This window comes from uncultured Bradyrhizobium sp. (assembly GCF_936928535.1).
In the GTDB taxonomy this organism is placed as follows: Bacteria; Pseudomonadota; Alphaproteobacteria; order Rhizobiales; family Xanthobacteraceae; genus Bradyrhizobium.
In genome coordinates, this window is record NZ_CAKZHY010000172.1 from 74090 (window position 1) to 91136 (window position 17047).

The 17047-nt window shown below is 66.3% G+C and carries 16 protein-coding genes and 1 riboswitch; of the genes, 14 read left to right on the forward strand and 2 right to left on the reverse strand.

The annotated features are described in order from the left end of the window. Positions 1 to 2 precede the first annotated feature (2 nt). Both Q0687_RS34720 and cobJ read left to right on the forward strand, forming a co-directional pair. Complete coding sequence (locus Q0687_RS34720; RefSeq protein WP_298887248.1) at positions 3 to 734, forward strand: precorrin-2 C(20)-methyltransferase; 732 nt, start codon at positions 3 to 5, stop codon at positions 732 to 734. Further along, a complete protein-coding gene (gene cobJ, locus Q0687_RS34725) occupies positions 731 to 1465 on the forward strand; it encodes a precorrin-3B C(17)-methyltransferase (RefSeq protein WP_298887251.1) in 735 nt (244 codons plus the stop codon). Before Q0687_RS34720 ends, cobJ begins: the two co-directional genes overlap by 4 nt. Here cobJ and Q0687_RS34730 read toward each other — a convergent pair. Continuing rightward, positions 1441 to 2187 carry a cobalt-precorrin-6A reductase gene (locus tag Q0687_RS34730; protein ID WP_298887254.1) on the reverse strand — a complete coding sequence of 249 codons (747 nt, stop codon included), beginning with the start codon at positions 2185 to 2187 and terminating at the stop codon, positions 1441 to 1443. The two genes, cobJ and Q0687_RS34730, sit on opposite strands and share 25 nt — an antisense overlap. Positions 2188 to 2197: 10 nt before the next feature. Here Q0687_RS34730 and cbiE point away from each other — a divergent pair, with 10 nt between their 5' ends. Genes cbiE through cobT form a run of 7 tightly spaced genes read left to right on the forward strand, consistent with a single transcriptional unit; the run spans position 2198 to position 8370 of the window. After that, the gene (cbiE, locus tag Q0687_RS34735) at positions 2198 to 3379 is read left to right on the forward strand and encodes a precorrin-6y C5,15-methyltransferase (decarboxylating) subunit CbiE (protein ID WP_298887457.1); all 1182 of its coding nucleotides are present in this window, start codon (positions 2198 to 2200) and stop codon (positions 3377 to 3379) included. Beyond that, a complete protein-coding gene (locus Q0687_RS34740) occupies positions 3376 to 3744 on the forward strand; it encodes a cobalamin biosynthesis protein (protein WP_298887257.1) in 369 nt (122 codons plus the stop codon). The genes cbiE and Q0687_RS34740 overlap by 4 nt, the downstream gene beginning before the upstream one ends. Further along, complete coding sequence (gene cobM, locus Q0687_RS34745) at positions 3741 to 4523, forward strand: precorrin-4 C(11)-methyltransferase (protein WP_298887260.1); 783 nt, start codon at positions 3741 to 3743, stop codon at positions 4521 to 4523. Before Q0687_RS34740 ends, cobM begins: the two co-directional genes overlap by 4 nt. Then, positions 4523 to 5833 carry a cobyrinate a,c-diamide synthase gene (locus Q0687_RS34750; RefSeq protein ID WP_298887263.1) on the forward strand — a complete coding sequence of 437 codons (1311 nt, stop codon included), beginning with the start codon at positions 4523 to 4525 and terminating at the stop codon, positions 5831 to 5833. Before cobM ends, Q0687_RS34750 begins: the two co-directional genes overlap by 1 nt. Continuing rightward, on the forward strand, positions 5830 to 6561 hold the full coding sequence (cobA, locus tag Q0687_RS34755; RefSeq protein ID WP_298887266.1) for a uroporphyrinogen-III C-methyltransferase: 732 nt from the start codon (positions 5830 to 5832) through the stop codon (positions 6559 to 6561). Before Q0687_RS34750 ends, cobA begins: the two co-directional genes overlap by 4 nt. After that, positions 6558 to 7307: a precorrin-6A synthase (deacetylating) gene (gene cobF, locus Q0687_RS34760; protein ID WP_298887269.1), complete on the forward strand. Its 750-nt coding sequence runs from the start codon at positions 6558 to 6560 to the stop codon at positions 7305 to 7307. The genes cobA and cobF overlap by 4 nt, the downstream gene beginning before the upstream one ends. 10 nt (positions 7308 to 7317) lie before the next feature. Continuing rightward, entirely contained in the window at positions 7318 to 8370 is a 1053-nt protein-coding gene (gene cobT / locus Q0687_RS34765; protein WP_298887272.1) for a nicotinate-nucleotide--dimethylbenzimidazole phosphoribosyltransferase, read from the forward strand. Here cobT and Q0687_RS34770 read toward each other — a convergent pair. Continuing rightward, positions 8363 to 8935 (reverse strand): histidine phosphatase family protein, encoded by a 573-nt coding sequence (locus tag Q0687_RS34770; RefSeq protein ID WP_298887275.1) that lies wholly within the window; start codon positions 8933 to 8935, stop codon positions 8363 to 8365. The two genes, cobT and Q0687_RS34770, sit on opposite strands and share 8 nt — an antisense overlap. A 74-nt stretch (positions 8936 to 9009) precedes the next feature. Further along, positions 9010 to 9212: riboswitch (cobalamin riboswitch) on the forward strand. Between the two features lie 116 nt (positions 9213 to 9328). Here Q0687_RS34770 and Q0687_RS34775 point away from each other — a divergent pair. The 5 genes from Q0687_RS34775 (at position 9329) to Q0687_RS34795 (ending at position 17022) form a co-directional block, all read left to right on the forward strand. After that, positions 9329 to 11686: a TonB-dependent receptor gene (locus Q0687_RS34775; RefSeq protein WP_298887278.1), complete on the forward strand. Its 2358-nt coding sequence runs from the start codon at positions 9329 to 9331 to the stop codon at positions 11684 to 11686. 12 nt (positions 11687 to 11698) lie between these two features. Next, positions 11699 to 13132, forward strand: a complete 1434-nt coding sequence (locus Q0687_RS34780; protein WP_298887281.1) for a PepSY domain-containing protein — start codon at positions 11699 to 11701, stop codon at positions 13130 to 13132. A 120-nt stretch (positions 13133 to 13252) separates the two neighbouring features. Next, positions 13253 to 13993 (forward strand): aspartate/glutamate racemase family protein, encoded by a 741-nt coding sequence (locus Q0687_RS34785; RefSeq protein ID WP_298887284.1) that lies wholly within the window; start codon positions 13253 to 13255, stop codon positions 13991 to 13993. Between the two features lie 11 nt (positions 13994 to 14004). Next, positions 14005 to 15414, forward strand: coding sequence for a dihydropyrimidinase (gene hydA / locus Q0687_RS34790; RefSeq protein WP_298887287.1), 1410 nt, complete (start codon positions 14005 to 14007; stop codon positions 15412 to 15414). 174 nt (positions 15415 to 15588) lie between these two features. Beyond that, positions 15589 to 17022 (forward strand): NAD-dependent succinate-semialdehyde dehydrogenase, encoded by a 1434-nt coding sequence (locus Q0687_RS34795; RefSeq protein ID WP_298887289.1) that lies wholly within the window; start codon positions 15589 to 15591, stop codon positions 17020 to 17022. Positions 17023 to 17047: the final 25 nt, after the last annotated feature.

Genomic DNA, 17047 nt, shown 5'->3' on the forward strand with positions numbered 1-17047 from the left:
TCATGGGACGCATCATCTGCTGCGGTCTCGGCCCCGGCAACCCTGACATGATGAGCGTGCGCGCCGATCGCACGGTGCGCGGCGCCAGGCACGTCGCCTATTTCCGCAAGAAGGGAAGGCCGGGTCAGGCGCGGCGGATCGTCGACGGCATGCTGGCCGCCGACGTCGCCGAATATCCGATGGAATATCCTGTCACCACCGAGATCGCCTTCGACAGTGCGGAGTACGTGCAGCTTTTGGCCAGCTTTTACGACGAATGGGCGGAGCGCCTGGCGCGGCTGGCGCGTGCCGTCGACGTCGTCGTGCTCTGCGAGGGTGATCCCTACTTCTACGGCTCCTTCATGCATCTGCACACGCGGCTGCAAGGCCGCGTCGAGATCGAGGTGATCGCCGGCATCCCGGGCATGGTCGGTTGCTGGAATGGCGTCGGTCAGCCGATCGCGCTCGGCGATGACGTGACGACGGTGCTGATGGGCACGCTCCCTGAAGCCGAGCTCGAACGCCGCATGCGGGATTCCGATGCGCTTGTGATCATGAAGACCGGCCGCAATCTTGCAAAGGTGCGGCGCGCGCTCGCGTCTGCCGGCCGGCTCGACGATGCCTGGCTGGTCGAGCGTGGCACCATGCCTGGCGAGCGCGTGGCGCGGCTTGCGGACATCGATGCGGCCGACTGTCCCTACTTCGCGATCGTGCTGGTGCACGGCAAGGGCCGGCTTCCGGACGCCGCCGAATGACGGGCACGCTGACCATCGCGGGCCTCGGCCCGGGCAGCGAGGCACTGGTGACGCCGGAGGTCTCTGCCGCGCTCGCCACTGCGACCGACATTTTGGGCTATGCACCCTATGTCGCGCGCGTGGCGCCGCGTGCTGGTCTTACGCTACGTCCGTCGGACAATCGCGAGGAACTCCAGCGGGCAGCCGAGGCGTTGCGTCTCGCCGCGGCAGGAGGGCAGGTCGTCGTCGTCTCCTCCGGCGACCCCGGCGTGTTCGCCATGGCCTCGGCCGTGTTCGAGGCGCTGGAACGGGTGCCGGACTATCAGGATCTGCCGATCCGCGTGCTGCCTGGCATCACCGCGATGCTGGCAGCCGCCGCGCGCGCCGGCGCGCCGCTCGGCCATGATTTCTGTGCGATCAATCTCTCCGACAATCTCAAGCCCTGGGCGGTGATCGAGAAGCGGCTACAGCTCGCGGCCGAAGCGGATTTTGCCATCGCAATGTACAATCCACGCTCGGCGAGCCGGCCGGAGGGCTTTGGCCGCGCGCTCGCGGTGTTGAGAGAGGCGGGCTGCGGCGAGCGTCTCGTGATCTTCGCGCGCGCGGTCAGCGCTGCGGATGAGAAGATCGAGATCGTCGCGCTGAGCGAGGCGACGCCTGAGATGGCCGACATGCGCACGCTCGTCATCGTCGGCAATTCGCAGACGCGCCGTGTCGGCCGCTGGGTCTACGCGCCGAGGCAGGCCCGATGACCGAGCCACTGCATCACCTCGGCAACGCTCTCGACCCGCGGCCGCTCCGGCAGCGCCGGCCGCGAGATCATGATCACGGGCAGGCCGAGCGTGCGGGCCGCGTCGATCTTGGCGCGCGCGCCGTCGCCGCCGGAATTGCGGGCGACGATCCAGGCGATCCCGCGTGTGCGCATCATCCCCAGCTCGCCGTCGAGCGTGAATGGTCCGCGCGACACGATCACGTCGGCGGCGAAGGGCAGCGGCTCTTGCGGCGGATCGACGAACCGCAGCGTGTAGGCATGCTGCGGTTTGCCAGCGAATGCCGCGATGTGCTGGCGGCCGATGGCAAGGAACACGTTGGCCGGCGCCTCCGGCAGCGCGGCGGCCGCTGCGTTGACATCGCCGACCTCGATCCAGATGTCGCCGGGCGCCTTGCGCCAGGGCGCGCGCTCCAGTGCGATCAGCGCCGTGCCGGTCTCCGCACACGCGGCGATGGCATGACGGCTCATCTCGGCGGCAAAGGGATGCGTCGCGTCGACCACATGCGTGATGCCTTCGCGTCTGATGTAATCGGCGAGACCGCTCACGCCGCTAAAGCCGCCGATGCGGGTCGGCAGTGGTTGATCGGCCGGGGCCCGCGTGCGGCCGCCATAGGAATACACGGCGTCGATGCCTGCGCGCGCGATCTCCGCGGCGAGCAGGCTCGCATCGGCAGTTCCGCCCAGAATGAGGGCGCGCATCATGGCTGATTCCTTGGCTGATCCCTGGCTGACTATCATCGGTATCGGCGAAGATGGCCTTGCCGGCCTATCCGAAGCAAGTCGAAAGGCGTTGTCCGCGGCGGAAACCGTGTTCGGCGGCGAGCGCCATCTTGCGCTCGCCAATGTGGGAAGCCGCGGCCGCGCCTGGCCGGTGCCGTTCGACGCTGACATCGTGCTCACCTGTCGTGGCCGGCCGACGGCGGTGCTGGCCTCCGGCGATCCCTTCTGGTACGGCGCCGGTGCAAGCCTTGCCCAGAAACTCGAGGCGCGCGAGTGGATCGCGCATCCCGCGCCGTCGACCTTCTCGCTCGCCGCCGCGCGGCTCGGCTGGCGGCTCGAATCCGTCGCCTGCCTCGGCCTTCATGCCGCGCCGTTCGAACGCCTTGTGCCTCATCTCGCGGATGGCGCACGGATCGTCTGTCTCGTACGCGACGGCAAGGCTGCCGGTGACCTCGCGAAATGGCTGTGCGAGCGTGGGTGGGGCGCCTCGACATTCTGGACGCTCGCGGCACTGGGTGGGCCGCGCGAAGCCATCGCGGAGTATCGCGCAAACAGCTTTGCAGGTGATGTCACTGGAAACCTAATTGCGGTCGCCATCGAGACGAGGGGTGGGCAGGGTATTCCGCGCAGCTCTGGCCTTGCGGACGATCTCTTTACCCATGACGGCCAGATCACCAAGCGGCCAATCCGTGCGCTTGCGCTTTCGGCGCTCGCGCCCCGCGTCGGTGAACGCCTGTGGGACATCGGCGCAGGCTCAGGCTCGATCGCGGTGGAGTGGGCGCTGTACGGGGGAACAGCCACTGCTGTCGAGGCGCGCGAGGATCGTGTCGCGAATATTCGTGCCAACGCGGCGGCGTTCGGACTGGCGCATCGGATCACCGTGGTCACGGGACAGGCGCCGGAAGCTCTCGCTGCATTGGGGGCGCCCGATGCCGTGTTCATCGGTGGCGGTCTCGACCGCGCGATGTTCGACGCCGTGTGGTCGCGGCTCGCTCCGCGCACACGGCTCGTCGCGCATTCGGTCACGCTGGAGACGCAGGCGCTGCTGGCCGAGTTGCATCAGCAGTATGGCGGTGAATTGATGCGGGTCGAGATCGCGCATGCGGCTCCCCTCGGCCGTTACAGGTCGTGGGAGGCGGCGCGGCCGGTGGTGCAGTGGAGTGCGGTCCGATGAAAGTCGCCGGGCTCGGATTCAAGCAGGATGCGACGCTGGACTCGTTGCGCGACGCGCTTGCGGCCGCGGGCGGAGCTGAAGGCCTCGCGGCTGTGGCGACGATCAGCGACAAGGCTGACGCAGAGGCGCTGAAGCAGCTCGCGCGCGAGTGCGGCGTTCCGATCAAGGGTGTGCCGGCCAACGTGCTGGCTGGCATCCCGACGCCAACGCAGTCGCGGCGTGTGTCGGAAAAGTTTGGCACCGGGTCCATCGCCGAAGCCGCGGCGCTCGCAGCGGCCGGTCCGGGTGCGCGGCTCATCGCAATGCGCGCAGTCTCGCAGGACCGCACCGCGACGGCGGCGATCGCGGAAGGAGACGGCCCATGACGGTGCACTTCATCGGCGCCGGTCCGGGCGCTGCCGATCTTTTGACGCTGCGCGGACGCGATCTGATCGCGTCCTGTCCGGTCTGCCTTTATGCGGGCTCGCTGGTGCCCGAGGGCGTGCTGGCGCATTGCCCTCCGGGCGCGCGTATCGTCAACACCGCGCCGCTGTCGCTCGACGAGATCATCGGCGAAATCGCCGCCGCGCATGCGGAGGGCAAGGACGTCGCGCGGCTGCATTCCGGCGATCTCTCGATCTGGTCGGCGATGGGTGAGCAGCTGCGCCGGCTGCGTGCGCTCGGCATTCCCGTCACAGTCACGCCGGGCGTGCCGTCCTTCGCCGCCGCTGCAGCCGCACTGGAAGCGGAGCTGACGCTGCCCGGTCTTGTCCAATCAGTCGTGCTGACTCGCACGCCCGGCCGCGCCAGCGCGATGCCCGAGGGCGAAAATCTCGCGGCCTTCGCTACGACAGGCGCCGTGCTCGCCATTCATCTGTCGATCCATCTGCTCGACAAGGTGCTTGCCGAACTCATCCCGCATTATGGCGTGGATTGCCCTGTTGCCATCGTCTGGCGCGCGAGCTGGCCGGATCAGCGCATCGTGCGCGCGACGCTGGCAACGCTCGATGCGGCGGTGGGTGCCGAGATGGAGCGCACCGCGCTGATCCTGGTCGGCAGGACGCTGGGCGCGGCGGATTTTGACGAGAGCCGACTTTATGCTGTGGATTACGACCGCCGCTATCGGCCTGTCGGCGCCGAGCCTCGCTTTCCGGAGGCGTCGTGATGCCGGCCGGTCTTGTCATTTCCGCGCCAGCCTCCGGTGTCGGCAAGACCACGCTGACGCTCGCGCTCGCGCGCGCCTGGCGCCATCGCGGCTTGAACGTGCAGTGCTTCAAGAGCGGCCCCGACTATATCGATCCCGCCTTCCATGCCGCCGCCACGGGCCGCGCTTCCGTCAATGTCGATAGCTGGGCGATGGACCGCGCCACGATCGAACATCTGGTCAGCCGCGGCGGCGATGCCGACATCGTGCTCGCCGAGGGCTCGATGGGTCTGTTCGATGGCGTCGCCGCACGCGGTGTCGCCGGCACCGGCGCCACGGCCGACATCGCGGAGATGCTGGGCTGGCCGGTGGTGCTGGTGATCGACCCCTCCGGACAAGCTCAGACCGCCGCGGCGATCGCGGCTGGTCTGCGCGACTATCGCGCCGGCGTGCGCCTTGCCGGAGTGGTGCTCAACCGCGTCGCGAGCCCGCGCCATGAAGACCTCGTGCGGCGCGCAATGAATGATTGCGGCATCGCCGTGTTCGGCGCGCTGCCGCGCCATGCCGAGATCAGCCTGCCGAAGCGGCATCTTGGCCTTGTGCAGGCTGAAGAGCAGGCCGAGATCGGCAAGCTGATCGATGAGGCCGCGCGCTTCGTCAGCGACCACGTCGATCTCGATGGGGTGCTGCGGTCGGCGGCGTCCTGGTCGCCGCAAGCTGTAGCTGACGGACTGAACGTGACGCCGCCTGGCCAACGCATCGCGCTGGCGCGCGATGCCGCGTTCTCCTTCGTTTATCCGCACATGCTGGAGGCTTGGCGCGCTGCCGGCGCGGAGATCTCGACATTCTCGCCGCTCGCCGATGAAAGCCCCGACAAGAGCGCCGATGTCTGCTGGCTGCCGGGCGGCTACCCCGAGCTTCACGCCGGCAAGATCGCAGCGAACACGCGCTTCCACACCGGCCTGCGTGCCTTCGCCGAGACGCGGCCCGTGCACGGCGAATGCGGGGGGTATATGGTGCTGGGTACCGCTTTGACCGACGCTGACGGTATCAGGCATGAGATGACGGGCCTGCTTGGACTGGAGACCAGCTTTGCCAAGCGCCGCATGCATCTCGGCTATCGTCTCGCCGCGCTTGCAGCCCCTATGCCGGGCCACCAGGTCGGCGCGCGCCTGCGCGGCCACGAATTCCACTATTCGACGATCCTGGCCCAGCCCGATACGCCGCTGGCGGTCGTGCACGATGCGACCGGTGCTGTTATCGCCGAGACCGGCTCGCGGCGGGGCCAGGCCACCGGCACGTTCTTCCATCTGATCGCGGAGGACCGGTGAGCGGCTTTGTCTCCTTCATCTCCGCTGGACCCGGAGACCCCGAGCTGCTCACGATCAAGGGCGCGGCACGGCTGCGCGAGGCTGATGTCGTGCTTTATGACGATCTCGCCTCCGGTGCGATCCTCGATCTGGCGCGGCCCGGCGCCAACCTCGTCGCGGTGGGAAAGCGGGCAGGGCGTCCTTCGACCAAGCAGCACCACGTCAATCGCTTGCTGGTCGACTATGCGGCCACGGGCGTGCGCGTCGTGCGGCTGAAATCGGGCGATGCCGGCATCTTCGGCCGGCTCGAGGAGGAGCTCGAGACGCTGCGCGAGGCCGGCATCGGCTACGAGATCATTCCCGGCGTCACCTCGGCCTGCGTGGCTGCAGCCCAAGCCGGCATTCCCCTGACGCGCCGCCATACCTCGCGCCGGGTGCAGTTCGTGACCGGCGCCGATATCACTGGCGAGCTGCCGCCAAACCTGAACTGGGCGGCGCTGGTCGATCCCGATGCGACGACGGTGGTCTATATGGGCCGTCGAACCTTTCCGGCGCTGGTGGCGAAATTGATCGAGCACGGTCTTTCGCCAGCCACCCCGGCACTGTTCGCGGAATCGCTCGGTCGCGCCGACGAGCATCTGGTCCGCACCACTGTTGTCGAGCTGGCCGATCAGCTGGCGCGGGCCGGCGCAGCCTCCACGGCCGCTGTCATCATGTTCGGCGCGCTGGCGGAGGGCGGATCGTCATGATGACGCTCGCCTTGGTCGGCATCGGTTGCGGCGATCCCGCGCAGCTCACGCGCGCGGCTGTAGGCGCGATCAACGCCGCAGACCTGATCCTGATCCCGCGCAAGGGCACCGCCAAATCCGATCTCGCCGATCTCAGGCGAACGATCTGCGCTGAAGTTCTCACCAACTCCACGACGCAAATCGCCGAGTTTGACCTTCCCGTCCGCAATGCGGCCGAGGCCGATTACCGCAAGGGCGTGGACGATTGGCACGATGCAGTCGCCGCGATATGGTCGCAGACGATCGCTGATCATCTTGGCGCCGATGGCAAGGTCGCGCTGCTGATCTGGGGCGATCCCTCGCTCTATGATTCCTCGCTACGGATCGCGCGCCGGCTCAATCCGTTGCCTGAGATCGAGGTCGTGCCCGGCATCACCTCGATCCAGACGCTGTGCGCGGCGCATGCGCTGCCGCTCAACGACATCGGCGAGCCATTTCTGGTGACGACCGGGCGCCGCCTGCGCGAAGGCGGCTGGCCTGAAGTCGTCGATACCGTCGTCGTGATGCTCGACGGCGGCACGGCGTTCCAGTCGCTCGATCCTGATCGTCTCCACATCTGGTGGGGCGCCTATCTCGGCATGGCCGATCAGATCATTTTGTCAGGCGCGCTGGCCGAGGTGGGCCCGCGCATCGTCGCAGCGCGACAGGAAGCGCGCGAGCGGCACGGCTGGATCATGGACAGTTACATTCTCAAGCGCAGGCGATAAGCGAGGCAGCATGCTCCCCGGATGGGTCACCCAGAAATGCCCCGAGATCTCCGCCGTTCATCGCGCGGCAGCAATCGCGCGGCAGGCGCAACTGACAAAGCCGACCGGCGCGCTCGGCCGGCTCGAGCAGCTCGCGATCGAGCTTGCCGGCCTGCAGGCAACCGAACGCCCCCGCGCGGCGCACGTGCCGATCATTATTTTCGCCGGCGATCACGGCGTCGTCGCGCAGGGCGTGTCGGCCTATCCGCAAGCCGTCACCATCGCGATGATGGCGAATTTTGCCTCTGGAGGTGCCGCGATTTCGGTGCTGGCGCGTGAGCTCGGTTCGACCCTCGAGGTTGTCGACGCCGGCACACTGGCGGAAGTGGCGATGCCAGGCATCGTCACGGACAAGCCGCGCCACGGCACGCGCGATTTCAGGATTGTGCCGGCGCTCACACCGGCGGAGTTGGCGTTTGCGTTCGAGGCCGGCCAGCGCGCCGTCGCGCGGGCGAACGCCAATCAGCCTGACCTGCTGATCTTCGGCGAAATGGGCATCGGCAACACCACGACCTCGGCGGCGATCGCTGCGAGCCTGCTCGGCATCAGCGCCGAGGAGATCGCGGGCCATGGCACCGGCGTCGATGCGGCGGGCCGCGCCCACAAGGTGCGCGTGATCGAGGCCGCGATCGCGCGCCATGGCATGGCGGGCGGCTCGCCCGAAGACATCCTGTGTGCCGTCGGCGGTCTCGAGATCGCCGCGATATCGGGCGCAATCATCGCGGCCGCGCAGGCCCGCATTCCGGTGCTGATCGACGGTTTCATCGTCTCGGTGGCGGCGCTCGCGGCGGTGCGTCTCAATCCATCGTGCCAGCCGTTCCTGCTGCCGTCGCATCAATCGGCGGAGCAGGGGCATCGGCTGGTGCTGCGCGCATTGAACGTGCAGCCCTTGATCAGCCTCGATCTCAGGCTCGGCGAAGGATCGGGAGCTGCGATCGCGCTGCCGCTGGTGCGCTTCGCCTGCGCGCTCCACAATGACATGGCGACATTCGCGCAGGCCAACGTGCCTGACAGGCCTAACTGATCCGCTGATTGACCGATGCGACACGCCAGCCGGTCGCCAGCCGATCGATCCGGGTCAGTGACAGCGGATCGATGACGAAGCGCAAGGCGCCTTCCGGCGTCAGGTCGAGGGCGATGCAGAGTGCGGCTCGAATCGTGCCGGAATGCACGACGAGGGTTGCCGAGCCGGGGCCGATCCGTGCGAGACCCAGCCGGACGCGCGCGATCTGATCCTCAAAGCTCTCGCCTCCAGGCGGCCGTCCGCGCGCCGGATCGCGCCAGAACTGCGCATAGGCCTCGCCACCGCTGCTGGCGAGGTCGTCATGCCGCCGGCCGGTCCAGTCACCAAAATCCTGCTCGCTGAATTCAGCCATCAGTTCGGGCGCGAGCCCCAGCGCGTGCGCCGTCTCGACCGTGCGTCGCGCCGGACTGGCATAGCTCGCCGCATCGTGCGGCAGGCGCTGGCGCAGCGCCTCCAGCCGCGCGCGATCGCCGAGATCGGCGGGCGCGCTATCGGCATGGATGGTCCCCGCGACGCCGGCGACGGGGGCATGCCGTATCATCCAGAGGAAGGTCGCGCCTTCCATGCAGAATCTCCCGGGAAAGTTGGCCAGTGCGGCAATATCGCCGCATCTGGCACATTGACTCTGTCTTCGCCGAAATCCTAGATGGCGGTGACGGTTTCCCCGAAAGGGGATGAAAAGGGAATGCGGTGCGGGGACATTGTCCCCAATGCCGTAGCTGCCCCCGCAACTGTAAGCGGTGAATCCTTCGTCACAAGCCACTGGGTCCTCGGTCCCGGGAAGGCGACGAAGCGGTCACGACCCGCGAGCCAGGAGACCTGCCGTCAGCCGTGGTCACACGCGAAGATGTCGGTCGGGGAGTACAGACATTCGGCTTCATCGGAGGGCTCGTAGCCTGATGATGGGACCTTGGTTCGCGGTGACGTGCCACTGACGTCACACCGAGGTCCAAAGACCGTGTCTTCCATCCGTATCGTACGACTGCGCCGCTTTCTGCTGGCGTCCGCCGCTTTGACATCTCTTGCTGCGATCGACATGCCTGTTGCCCTGGCGCAGCAGGCCCGCGAGCCCCTGCCGGCCGTGGAGGTGTCGCCGCCGCAATCCCGCAAGCAGGCCAAGCCGACCGGGCGGGACGCGGCAAGCGCGCGCCGCACAGCTGCGCGCAGGCAAGCTGCAGCCGCGGCCGTGTCGAAGCCGGTCGTGCCGGCCACTGCGGCGCCGACGCCGCTTAACAGCAACGCCGTCGCCGAGAGCGCCTCGCGCCTCGGCCTGACGGTGCGGCAGACACCCGCAACTGTCGAGGTGATCTCGGCCGAGACCATGCGCGAGCAGGGCTACCGCACCGTCTCCGATGTCGCGCAGGGCGCGGTCGGCGTCACCGCCGGCGATAATCCCGCCGAGCCCTCGGCCTTCTCGATGCGCGGCTTCACCAACAGCCAGATCAACACGCTCTACAACGGCATCAAGATCGGGCCGCAGAACATGACCTCGCGGGTCATGGATACCGCCAATCTCGAAGCCGTCGAATTTTTGAAAGGCCCGGCTTCGCTGATCTCGGGTGAGGGCGCCGCCGGCGGCGCGATCAACTTCGTGACCAAGCAGCCGCATACAGGTGCCATCCGGAACGAAGCGGACTTCTCGTATGACTCGCTGAACTCGTTCCGCGCCCATTACGGCTCGGGCGGCAGCACCAACGTGCAGGGGCTGGACTACCGCTTCGACATCAGTCGTTCCGCGCTCAACGGCTTTGCCGACGACACCAACACCAGGACGCTCGACGTGTCCGGTCAGCTCAATTATCGCGTCTCCGACAGCCTCAAGGTCTGGGGGGCGATCGAATATCGCGAGGATCGCGGCAAGGCCTATTGGGGCGCGCCGCTCGTGCCGGTCGCTTTCAGCGGCTCGCATGCGACGGCCGGGATCGTTTCAGGCACATATGTGTCGAACTTCAACGGAGCCAACCTCGGGCCCGTTACGATCGATAACCGCACCTTCAACACCAACTACAACGTCCTCGATAACAGGAACGTCGCGCAGGAAGTCTGGCTAAGAGGCGGTTTTGAGTTGAAGCTGGCGCCGGACTTGACGCTGAAGAGCCAGGCCTATGCTTACGGCGCAGAGCGATCGTGGCTCAATAACGAGGTGGAGGCGTTCAATATGGCGACGAACACCATAGACCGCAGCCGCTTCTATGTGGCGCATAGCCAGCGCCTGGTCGGCAACATCACCGACCTGACTTGGGATGCGAACATCGCCGGCTTTGACAATCGCCTGGTCACGACACTTTCGTCGAGCTATCTCGATTTCGTCAGGCCAGGCGCCGCCAATTTTCCGGGCGATTCCGTCGATCTCGTCAACCCCGACCGCGGCTTCTACGGGCTGCTCACGACCAAGCAGCAGACCGCGCGGATCGACAACGAGGCGCTGTCGTTCGAGGATCGGCTGAAGCTGACGCGGACGTTTGCGCTGATCGGCGGCCTGCGCGTCGAGCATATCGGGCTTGACCGCAACTCGACCGACGTCGCCGGCCTTGAGAACGCAGGATTCCCGTTCGCGAAGTCATGGGCGCCGGTGACGGGGCGCATCGGCTACACCTGGGAAGCCGTTCCGGGTTTGACCTTCTTCAGCCAATACGCCACCGGCGCCGACATCTCGGCCAACAACATCTTCCTGCTTGGCCCCACACAGAACCTGGACCTGACGACCGCACGCACCTACGAGACAGGCGTCAAGCACGTCTTGTGGGACAACCGGGCGGAGTGGTCGTTCTCGGCCTACGACATCCTGCGCAAGAACGTCTATGCGGCTGCCGGCGGCCAGACCCTCAACATTGCGGGACGACAGGAGTCCAAGGGCGTCGAGCTCGCCGGCTCGATCCGTCCGATCGAGCCTTTGCGGCTCTGGGGCAACATCGCCTATGTCGATGCGCGCTACGCTGATTATGATTTCGCCGGCGGCTCGTTCTCGGGCAATACGCCGCCGAACGTGCCGCGCATTGTCGCCAATGCCGGCGCGTCCTGGCGTTTCTTCACGCCATGGCCGGTGGAGGTCGGTATCACCGGCCGCCATGTCGGCGACCGCACCAACACCGATGCCAACACGGTGACGATGAATGCTTACACCGTTGGCGACGTTTATACCTTCGTCGATATCCCCAAAACGGTGTTCAACGCGGTCGACCAGGCGCGCGTGACGTTCCGGGTGCGCAACTTCACCGACAAGCGCTACGCGATCTGGGGCGACCCGTTCTATCCCGATCAGATCCTCTTGGGCGCGCCGCGGACCTACGAGATTTCCGCCGCGTTCAAATGGTAGGGCGATGACGACATGATGGGCGCGATCGTCCTCACGCACCGCTGGCTCGGGATCGCGTTCTGTCTCTTGTTCGCGATGTGGTTCGCGACCGGAATCGTCATGCACTTCGTTCCGTTTCCGTCGCTGACGGAGGCGGAACGCTTTGCCGGGCTCGCGCCGGTGGAGGGGGGAGCGTCGATCATTCCGGTTTCTAAGGCGGTGGCGGCGAGCGGAATCACTGATGTCACGCGCGTGCGTCTGATCCAGCGTGGGGACGGGCCTGTCTATGTCGTGTCGGGACCGTCGCGTGTGGGCGCCATCCATGCATCCGACGGCGCCGACGCATCGGTGGACGTTTCCGATGCGGCGCTCGGCATTGCGCAAGACCATGCCCGCCGACGCGGACTCGATCCCACGCACGCCACGCTGATTGCGTGCGCGGATTACGATCAATGGAGCGTCCCTAACGGGTTCGATCGCCATCGGCCGCTGTACCGCATCGCTCTTCACGATGCGGCGGGGACTGAGATCTATGTTTCATCGCGCACTGGCGAGGTCGTGCTGGATACGACCCGCTGGGAGCGCGGATGGAATTGGGTCGGCAGCGTGCTGCACTGGATCTATCCGACGGTTCTCAGAAGCAACTGGTGGCTCTGGGACCAGGTCGTCTCGAATTTGTCGCTGGTGGCCTTGATCGTGGCGGTACTCGGAGCGGTGCTCGGAATTGTCAGGCTCAGGATTCGCGGACGCAAGGTGTCGTCGCCTTATCGCGGCTGGCACGCCCTGCATCACGTCATCGGTCTGGTGTCGACGGTTTTCGTGCTGACCTGGATCTTCAGCGGCTGGCTCTCGATGGATCATGGCCGGCTGTTCTCCCGCGGGCAATTGACTACGGCTGAGGCAAGCGTGACGAATGCTGTCCCGGACTGGCACGCGGCTCCGCCTCTCGATCGGCAGCGGCGATCGACGTCAGCCCGTGAAGTCGAATGGTTCGCTTTCGATGCGCATGTCTTTCGGCGTGACCGCACTGACCTTCGCCGCCAGACCTTGATCAAGGCCGGCGAGCCGGCCCGCGATCGCGTGACGTCGTTCCTGGACGGGCAGGAGGTCATCGGCTTGACGAGGCGCCTGGCCCCGGGTTGCGGCGCGGCATCGGTTCTTGCCGACAACGACGCCTATCCCGCCCGGTCCATCGTTCCCGGCGCGCCCGTCTATCGTGTCAGATGCAGCGACCTCTGGTTCGACATCGACGGCGCCGACGGCAGCATCGTGCAGCGGCTCGATGCCTCGCGGCGGGCATATCGCTGGGCCTATAGCGCGCTGCACACGCTCGATTTCCCGATCCTGATGGCGCATCCGCGCCTGCGCGATGGCCTGATCGTCGGAATTTGCGCGCTGGGCCTCGTGTTCTCCGTCACCGGCATCGTGATCGGCTGGCGGTGTTTGCGGGCGACCTTCGCGGCCTGAAACGTCCCTCGAACAAATTGCAAGCAATCTGCAGATTGCGGGTTGCGCCGGTGCGGGCAGGCGAAGATGATCCTTCGAAAGGCGCCTTTGTGCGTCCTCGCAGTGGAGCGTTCGTGATCCATGTCAATCCAGCGCAAGCGCCTCGGCATGATCACGCCATCCTCCAACTCGGTGCTGGAGCCGGTCACGAGCGCCATGCTGCATGGCATGGTCGACGTCACCGCGCATTTCTCGCGTTTTCGCGTCACCGAGATCGCGCTCGAGGCTTCAGCGCTGAGCCAGTTCGACGCTTCGGTCATGTTGCCGGCGGCGGATTTGCTGGCTGATGCGAAGGTCGACGCCATCGCCTGGAACGGCACCTCCGCGAGTTGGCTCGGCATCAGCAGGGACGAGAGCCTGTGCGATGTGATCACGTCGCGCACCGGCGTGCCGGCGACGACATCGACGCTCGCCTGCATAGATGCCGCCCGCGCGCTTGGCGCCAGGCGCGTCGGCCTTGTCTCGCCCTATACCGACGACGTGCAGCGGCGTATCGGCGATGTCTGGGCCGAGGCGGGGATTCCTGCGCAGGCGGAACGGCACCTCGGCCTGCGCGACAATTTCTCCTTTGGCGAGGTCGCGCCAACGACGATCGCCGACATGATCCGGGCGGTCGCGGCGGAGGGAGCCGACGCTGTCGTCATCCTCTGCACCAATCTCGAGGCTGCGGCGCTTGCCGGGTCGCTCGAACGCGAGCTCGATATTGCCGTGCTCGACTCCGTTGCGGTGACGCTGTGGCGAACGCTCGCTCTTGCGGGCGCCGAGATCACGGCGCTTGCGTCGTGGGGACGGATATTCCAGACAAATCCAATGATCAAGTGACGGAGATGTTCGTGACGCAGCTCGATCTCGCCATCCGCGGCGGCACCATCGTGACGGCCAGCGACGAGTTTCGCGCCGATATTGGCATTCGCGATGGCCGCATCGTCAGCATCGCTGACAGCATCGCGGGCGCGGCGCGCGAGATCGACGCGACCGGGCTGCTGGCGCTGCCTGGCGGCATCGACAGCCACGTTCACATCTCACAGGCTCAGGGTCCCGACGTCGTGATGGCCGACGATTTTGCCTCGGCGACGCGCGCGGCGGCCGCCGGCGGCAACACCATGGTGCTGCCCTTCGCGCTTCAGGAGAAGGGAACGTCGCTCCGCACCTGCGTCGAGAACTATCGCAAGCTTGCCGAGGGTGAATGCTACGTCGACACGGCGTTCCATCTCATCATCTCCGATCCGACCGCAATCGTGCTCGGGCAGGAGCTGCCGGCGCTGGTCAAGGACGGCTACACCTCGTTCAAAGTGTTCATGACCTATGACGACCTCGTGCTCAATGACAAGCAGTTGCTCGAGGTGTTCGAGGTCGCGCGCCGCGAGGAGGCGCTGGTCATGGTCCATTGCGAGGGCTATGACGCCATCCGCTTCCTTACCAGCAAGCTCGAACGCGAAGGCCATATCGCGCCCTATTATCATGGCACGTCGCGGCCGCAGGCCGTCGAGCGTGAGGCGACGCATCGCGCCATCAGTCATGCCGAGGTGATCGGCGTTCCCATCATGATCGTCCACGTCTCCGGTCGCGAGGCGATGGAGCAGATCCGGTGGGCGCAGCAACGTGGCCTGCCTGTTCATGCTGAGACGTGTCCGCAATACATCACGCTGACAGCCGATGACATGAAGGGCCTCAACATGGACATCACGGGCGCCAAATATGTCTGCTCGCCGCCGCCGCGCGACGTCGAAAGCCAGCAGGCGATCTGGGAAGGCATCACCTCGGGCGTGTTCCAGACCTTTTCGTCCGATCATTGCCCGTTTCGGTACGACGATCCCAAGGGCAAGCTGACACCGAACGCCCGGACCTCGTTCCGCTGGGTGCCGAATGGCATTCCTGGCGTGGAGACGCGGCTGCCCATCCTGTTCTCCGAGGGCGTCTCGAAGGGGCGCATCAGCCTGCAGAAGTTCGTCGAACTGACCGCGACCAATCATGCCCGGATCTACGGCCTCTATCCGCGCAAGGGCTCGATCGGCATCAGCTTCGATGCGGATATCGTGCTGTGGGACCCAAAGCTGAGAAAGCCGATCCGGCAGGCCGATCTGCATCACGGCTCGGACTATACACCCTGGGAAGGTTTTGATGTCACCGGCTGGCCTGTCAAGACCATAGCGCGGGGACGGGTGGTGTACGAGCAAGGCAGGATCGTCGGCGACAAGGGCGCCGGCGAGGTGCTGAGCCGCGGCAAATCCAGCCTGGTGTGACGGGACGATGATGCAAGCGGCGACGCCGTGTCGTCGCCTGCGCATACCTTCCGCGCGCGGCTGCGGCAGCATTGATCCCTTTCCGAGGGCTGCCTTTCAGTGTAGCTGTGCGCCCACTTCTTGGGCGCGGGCGCGCGCCCGTCGACGCCGAAAATCATGCAGGAGACAACAAGGATGTACCCGAAAGTTCAGATGTTCATCGCCGGCGAGTGGACCGACGGCAGCTCCGGCAAGTCGGAGGACATCCTCAATCCCGCCACCGGCCAGCCAATCGGCAAGACCCCGCATGCCTCGAAGGCGGACCTCGACCGCGCGCTGGAGGCAGCCAAGGCCGGCTTCGAGGTCTGGCGCAAGACCTCGCCGTTCGACCGCTACAAGCTGATGCGAAAGGCCGCCGACATCATCCGCTCGCGCGCGGCCGAGATCGCGCCTGTCATGACCATGGAGCAGGGCAAGCCTGTGGTGGAAGCGCAGGGCGAGACCATGCTGGCCGGCGACCTCATCGACTGGTTCTCGGAAGAAGCCCGCCGCGCCTATGGCCGCATCGTGCCGCCGCGGCTCGGCAACGTCTCCCAGCTCGTGACCAAGGAGCCGGTCGGCCCGGTCGCGGCATTCACGCCCTGGAATTTCCCGATCAACCAGGCGGTGCGCAAGATCTCGGCCGCGCTCGCCGCCGGCTGCTCGATCATCGTCAAGGGCCCGGAAGAGACGCCGGCGAGCTGCATGGAACTGGTGCGCGCGTATGCCGATGCCGGCATTCCGCCCGGCGTGGTTCAACTGGTGTTCGGCGTGCCGTCGGAAGTGTCGGAATATCTCATCCCGCATCCGATCATCCGCAAGATCAGCTTCACCGGCTCGACGGCAGTCGGCAAGCATCTGGCCGCGCTCGCCGGCCTGCACATGAAGCGCGTCACCATGGAGCTCGGCGGCCATGCGCCGGCGATCGTGTTCGCGGACGCCGATCTCGACAACGCCGCGAAGATTCTCTCGGCCAACAAGTTCCGCAACGCCGGCCAGGTCTGCGTCTCGCCGACGCGTTTCCTGGTGCATGAAAGCGTCTATCAGCCGTTCGTCGACAAGTTCGTCGCGGCCGCCAAGAGCCTCAAGGTCGGCAATGGCCTGGACAAGGACACCCGCATGGGCCCGCTCGCCAATCCGCGCCGTGTCGACGCCATGGAAGGTCTGGTCTCCGACGCGGTGCAGCGCGGCGCCAAGATTCAGGCCGGCGGCAAGCGTATCGGCAACGAAGGCTTCTTCTTCGAGCCCACCGTCATCACCGACGTGCCGCGCGATGCGCGCATCATGAACGAGGAGCCGTTCGGACCTCTTGCTCCGATTACCTCCTTCCGCAGCTATGATGAAGTCGTGGCCGAAGCCAATCGTCTGCCTTACGGCCTTGCGGCCTATGCCTACACCACCTCGACCAAGACGATGCAGGCGATCGGCGCCGACGTCGAGAGCGGCATGGTTTCGATCAACCATCACGGTCTCGCCCTGCCGGAAGTGCCGTTCGGCGGCATCAAGGATTCCGGCTACGGCTCCGAAGGCGGCCTCGAGGCGATCGAGGGCTATCTCAACACCAAGTTCGTGACCCAGGCGAGCGCGTAGCGCCCGGCATCACGTTCCCCGCAAG

Bases quoted from the DNA above. Each gene is read 5' to 3' on its own strand.
- Q0687_RS34720 (WP_298887248.1), top strand. From the start codon at position 3: ATGGGACGCATCATCTGCTGCGGTCTCGGCCCCGGCAACCCTGACATG.
- cobJ (WP_298887251.1), top strand. From the start codon at position 731: ATGACGGGCACGCTGACCATCGCGGGCCTCGGCCCGGGCAGCGAGGCA.
- Q0687_RS34730 (WP_298887254.1), bottom strand. From the start codon at position 2,187: ATGATGCGCGCCCTCATTCTGGGCGGAACTGCCGATGCGAGCCTGCTC.
- Q0687_RS34740 (WP_298887257.1), top strand. From the start codon at position 3,376: ATGAAAGTCGCCGGGCTCGGATTCAAGCAGGATGCGACGCTGGACTCG.
- cobM (WP_298887260.1), top strand. From the start codon at position 3,741: ATGACGGTGCACTTCATCGGCGCCGGTCCGGGCGCTGCCGATCTTTTG.
- Q0687_RS34750 (WP_298887263.1), top strand. From the start codon at position 4,523: ATGCCGGCCGGTCTTGTCATTTCCGCGCCAGCCTCCGGTGTCGGCAAG.
- cobF (WP_298887269.1), top strand. From the start codon at position 6,558: ATGATGACGCTCGCCTTGGTCGGCATCGGTTGCGGCGATCCCGCGCAG.
- cobT (WP_298887272.1), top strand. From the start codon at position 7,318: ATGCTCCCCGGATGGGTCACCCAGAAATGCCCCGAGATCTCCGCCGTT.
- Q0687_RS34770 (WP_298887275.1), bottom strand. From the start codon at position 8,935: ATGGAAGGCGCGACCTTCCTCTGGATGATACGGCATGCCCCCGTCGCC.
- Q0687_RS34780 (WP_298887281.1), top strand. From the start codon at position 11,699: ATGATGGGCGCGATCGTCCTCACGCACCGCTGGCTCGGGATCGCGTTC.
- Q0687_RS34785 (WP_298887284.1), top strand. From the start codon at position 13,253: ATGTCAATCCAGCGCAAGCGCCTCGGCATGATCACGCCATCCTCCAAC.
- Q0687_RS34795 (WP_298887289.1), top strand. From the start codon at position 15,589: ATGTACCCGAAAGTTCAGATGTTCATCGCCGGCGAGTGGACCGACGGC.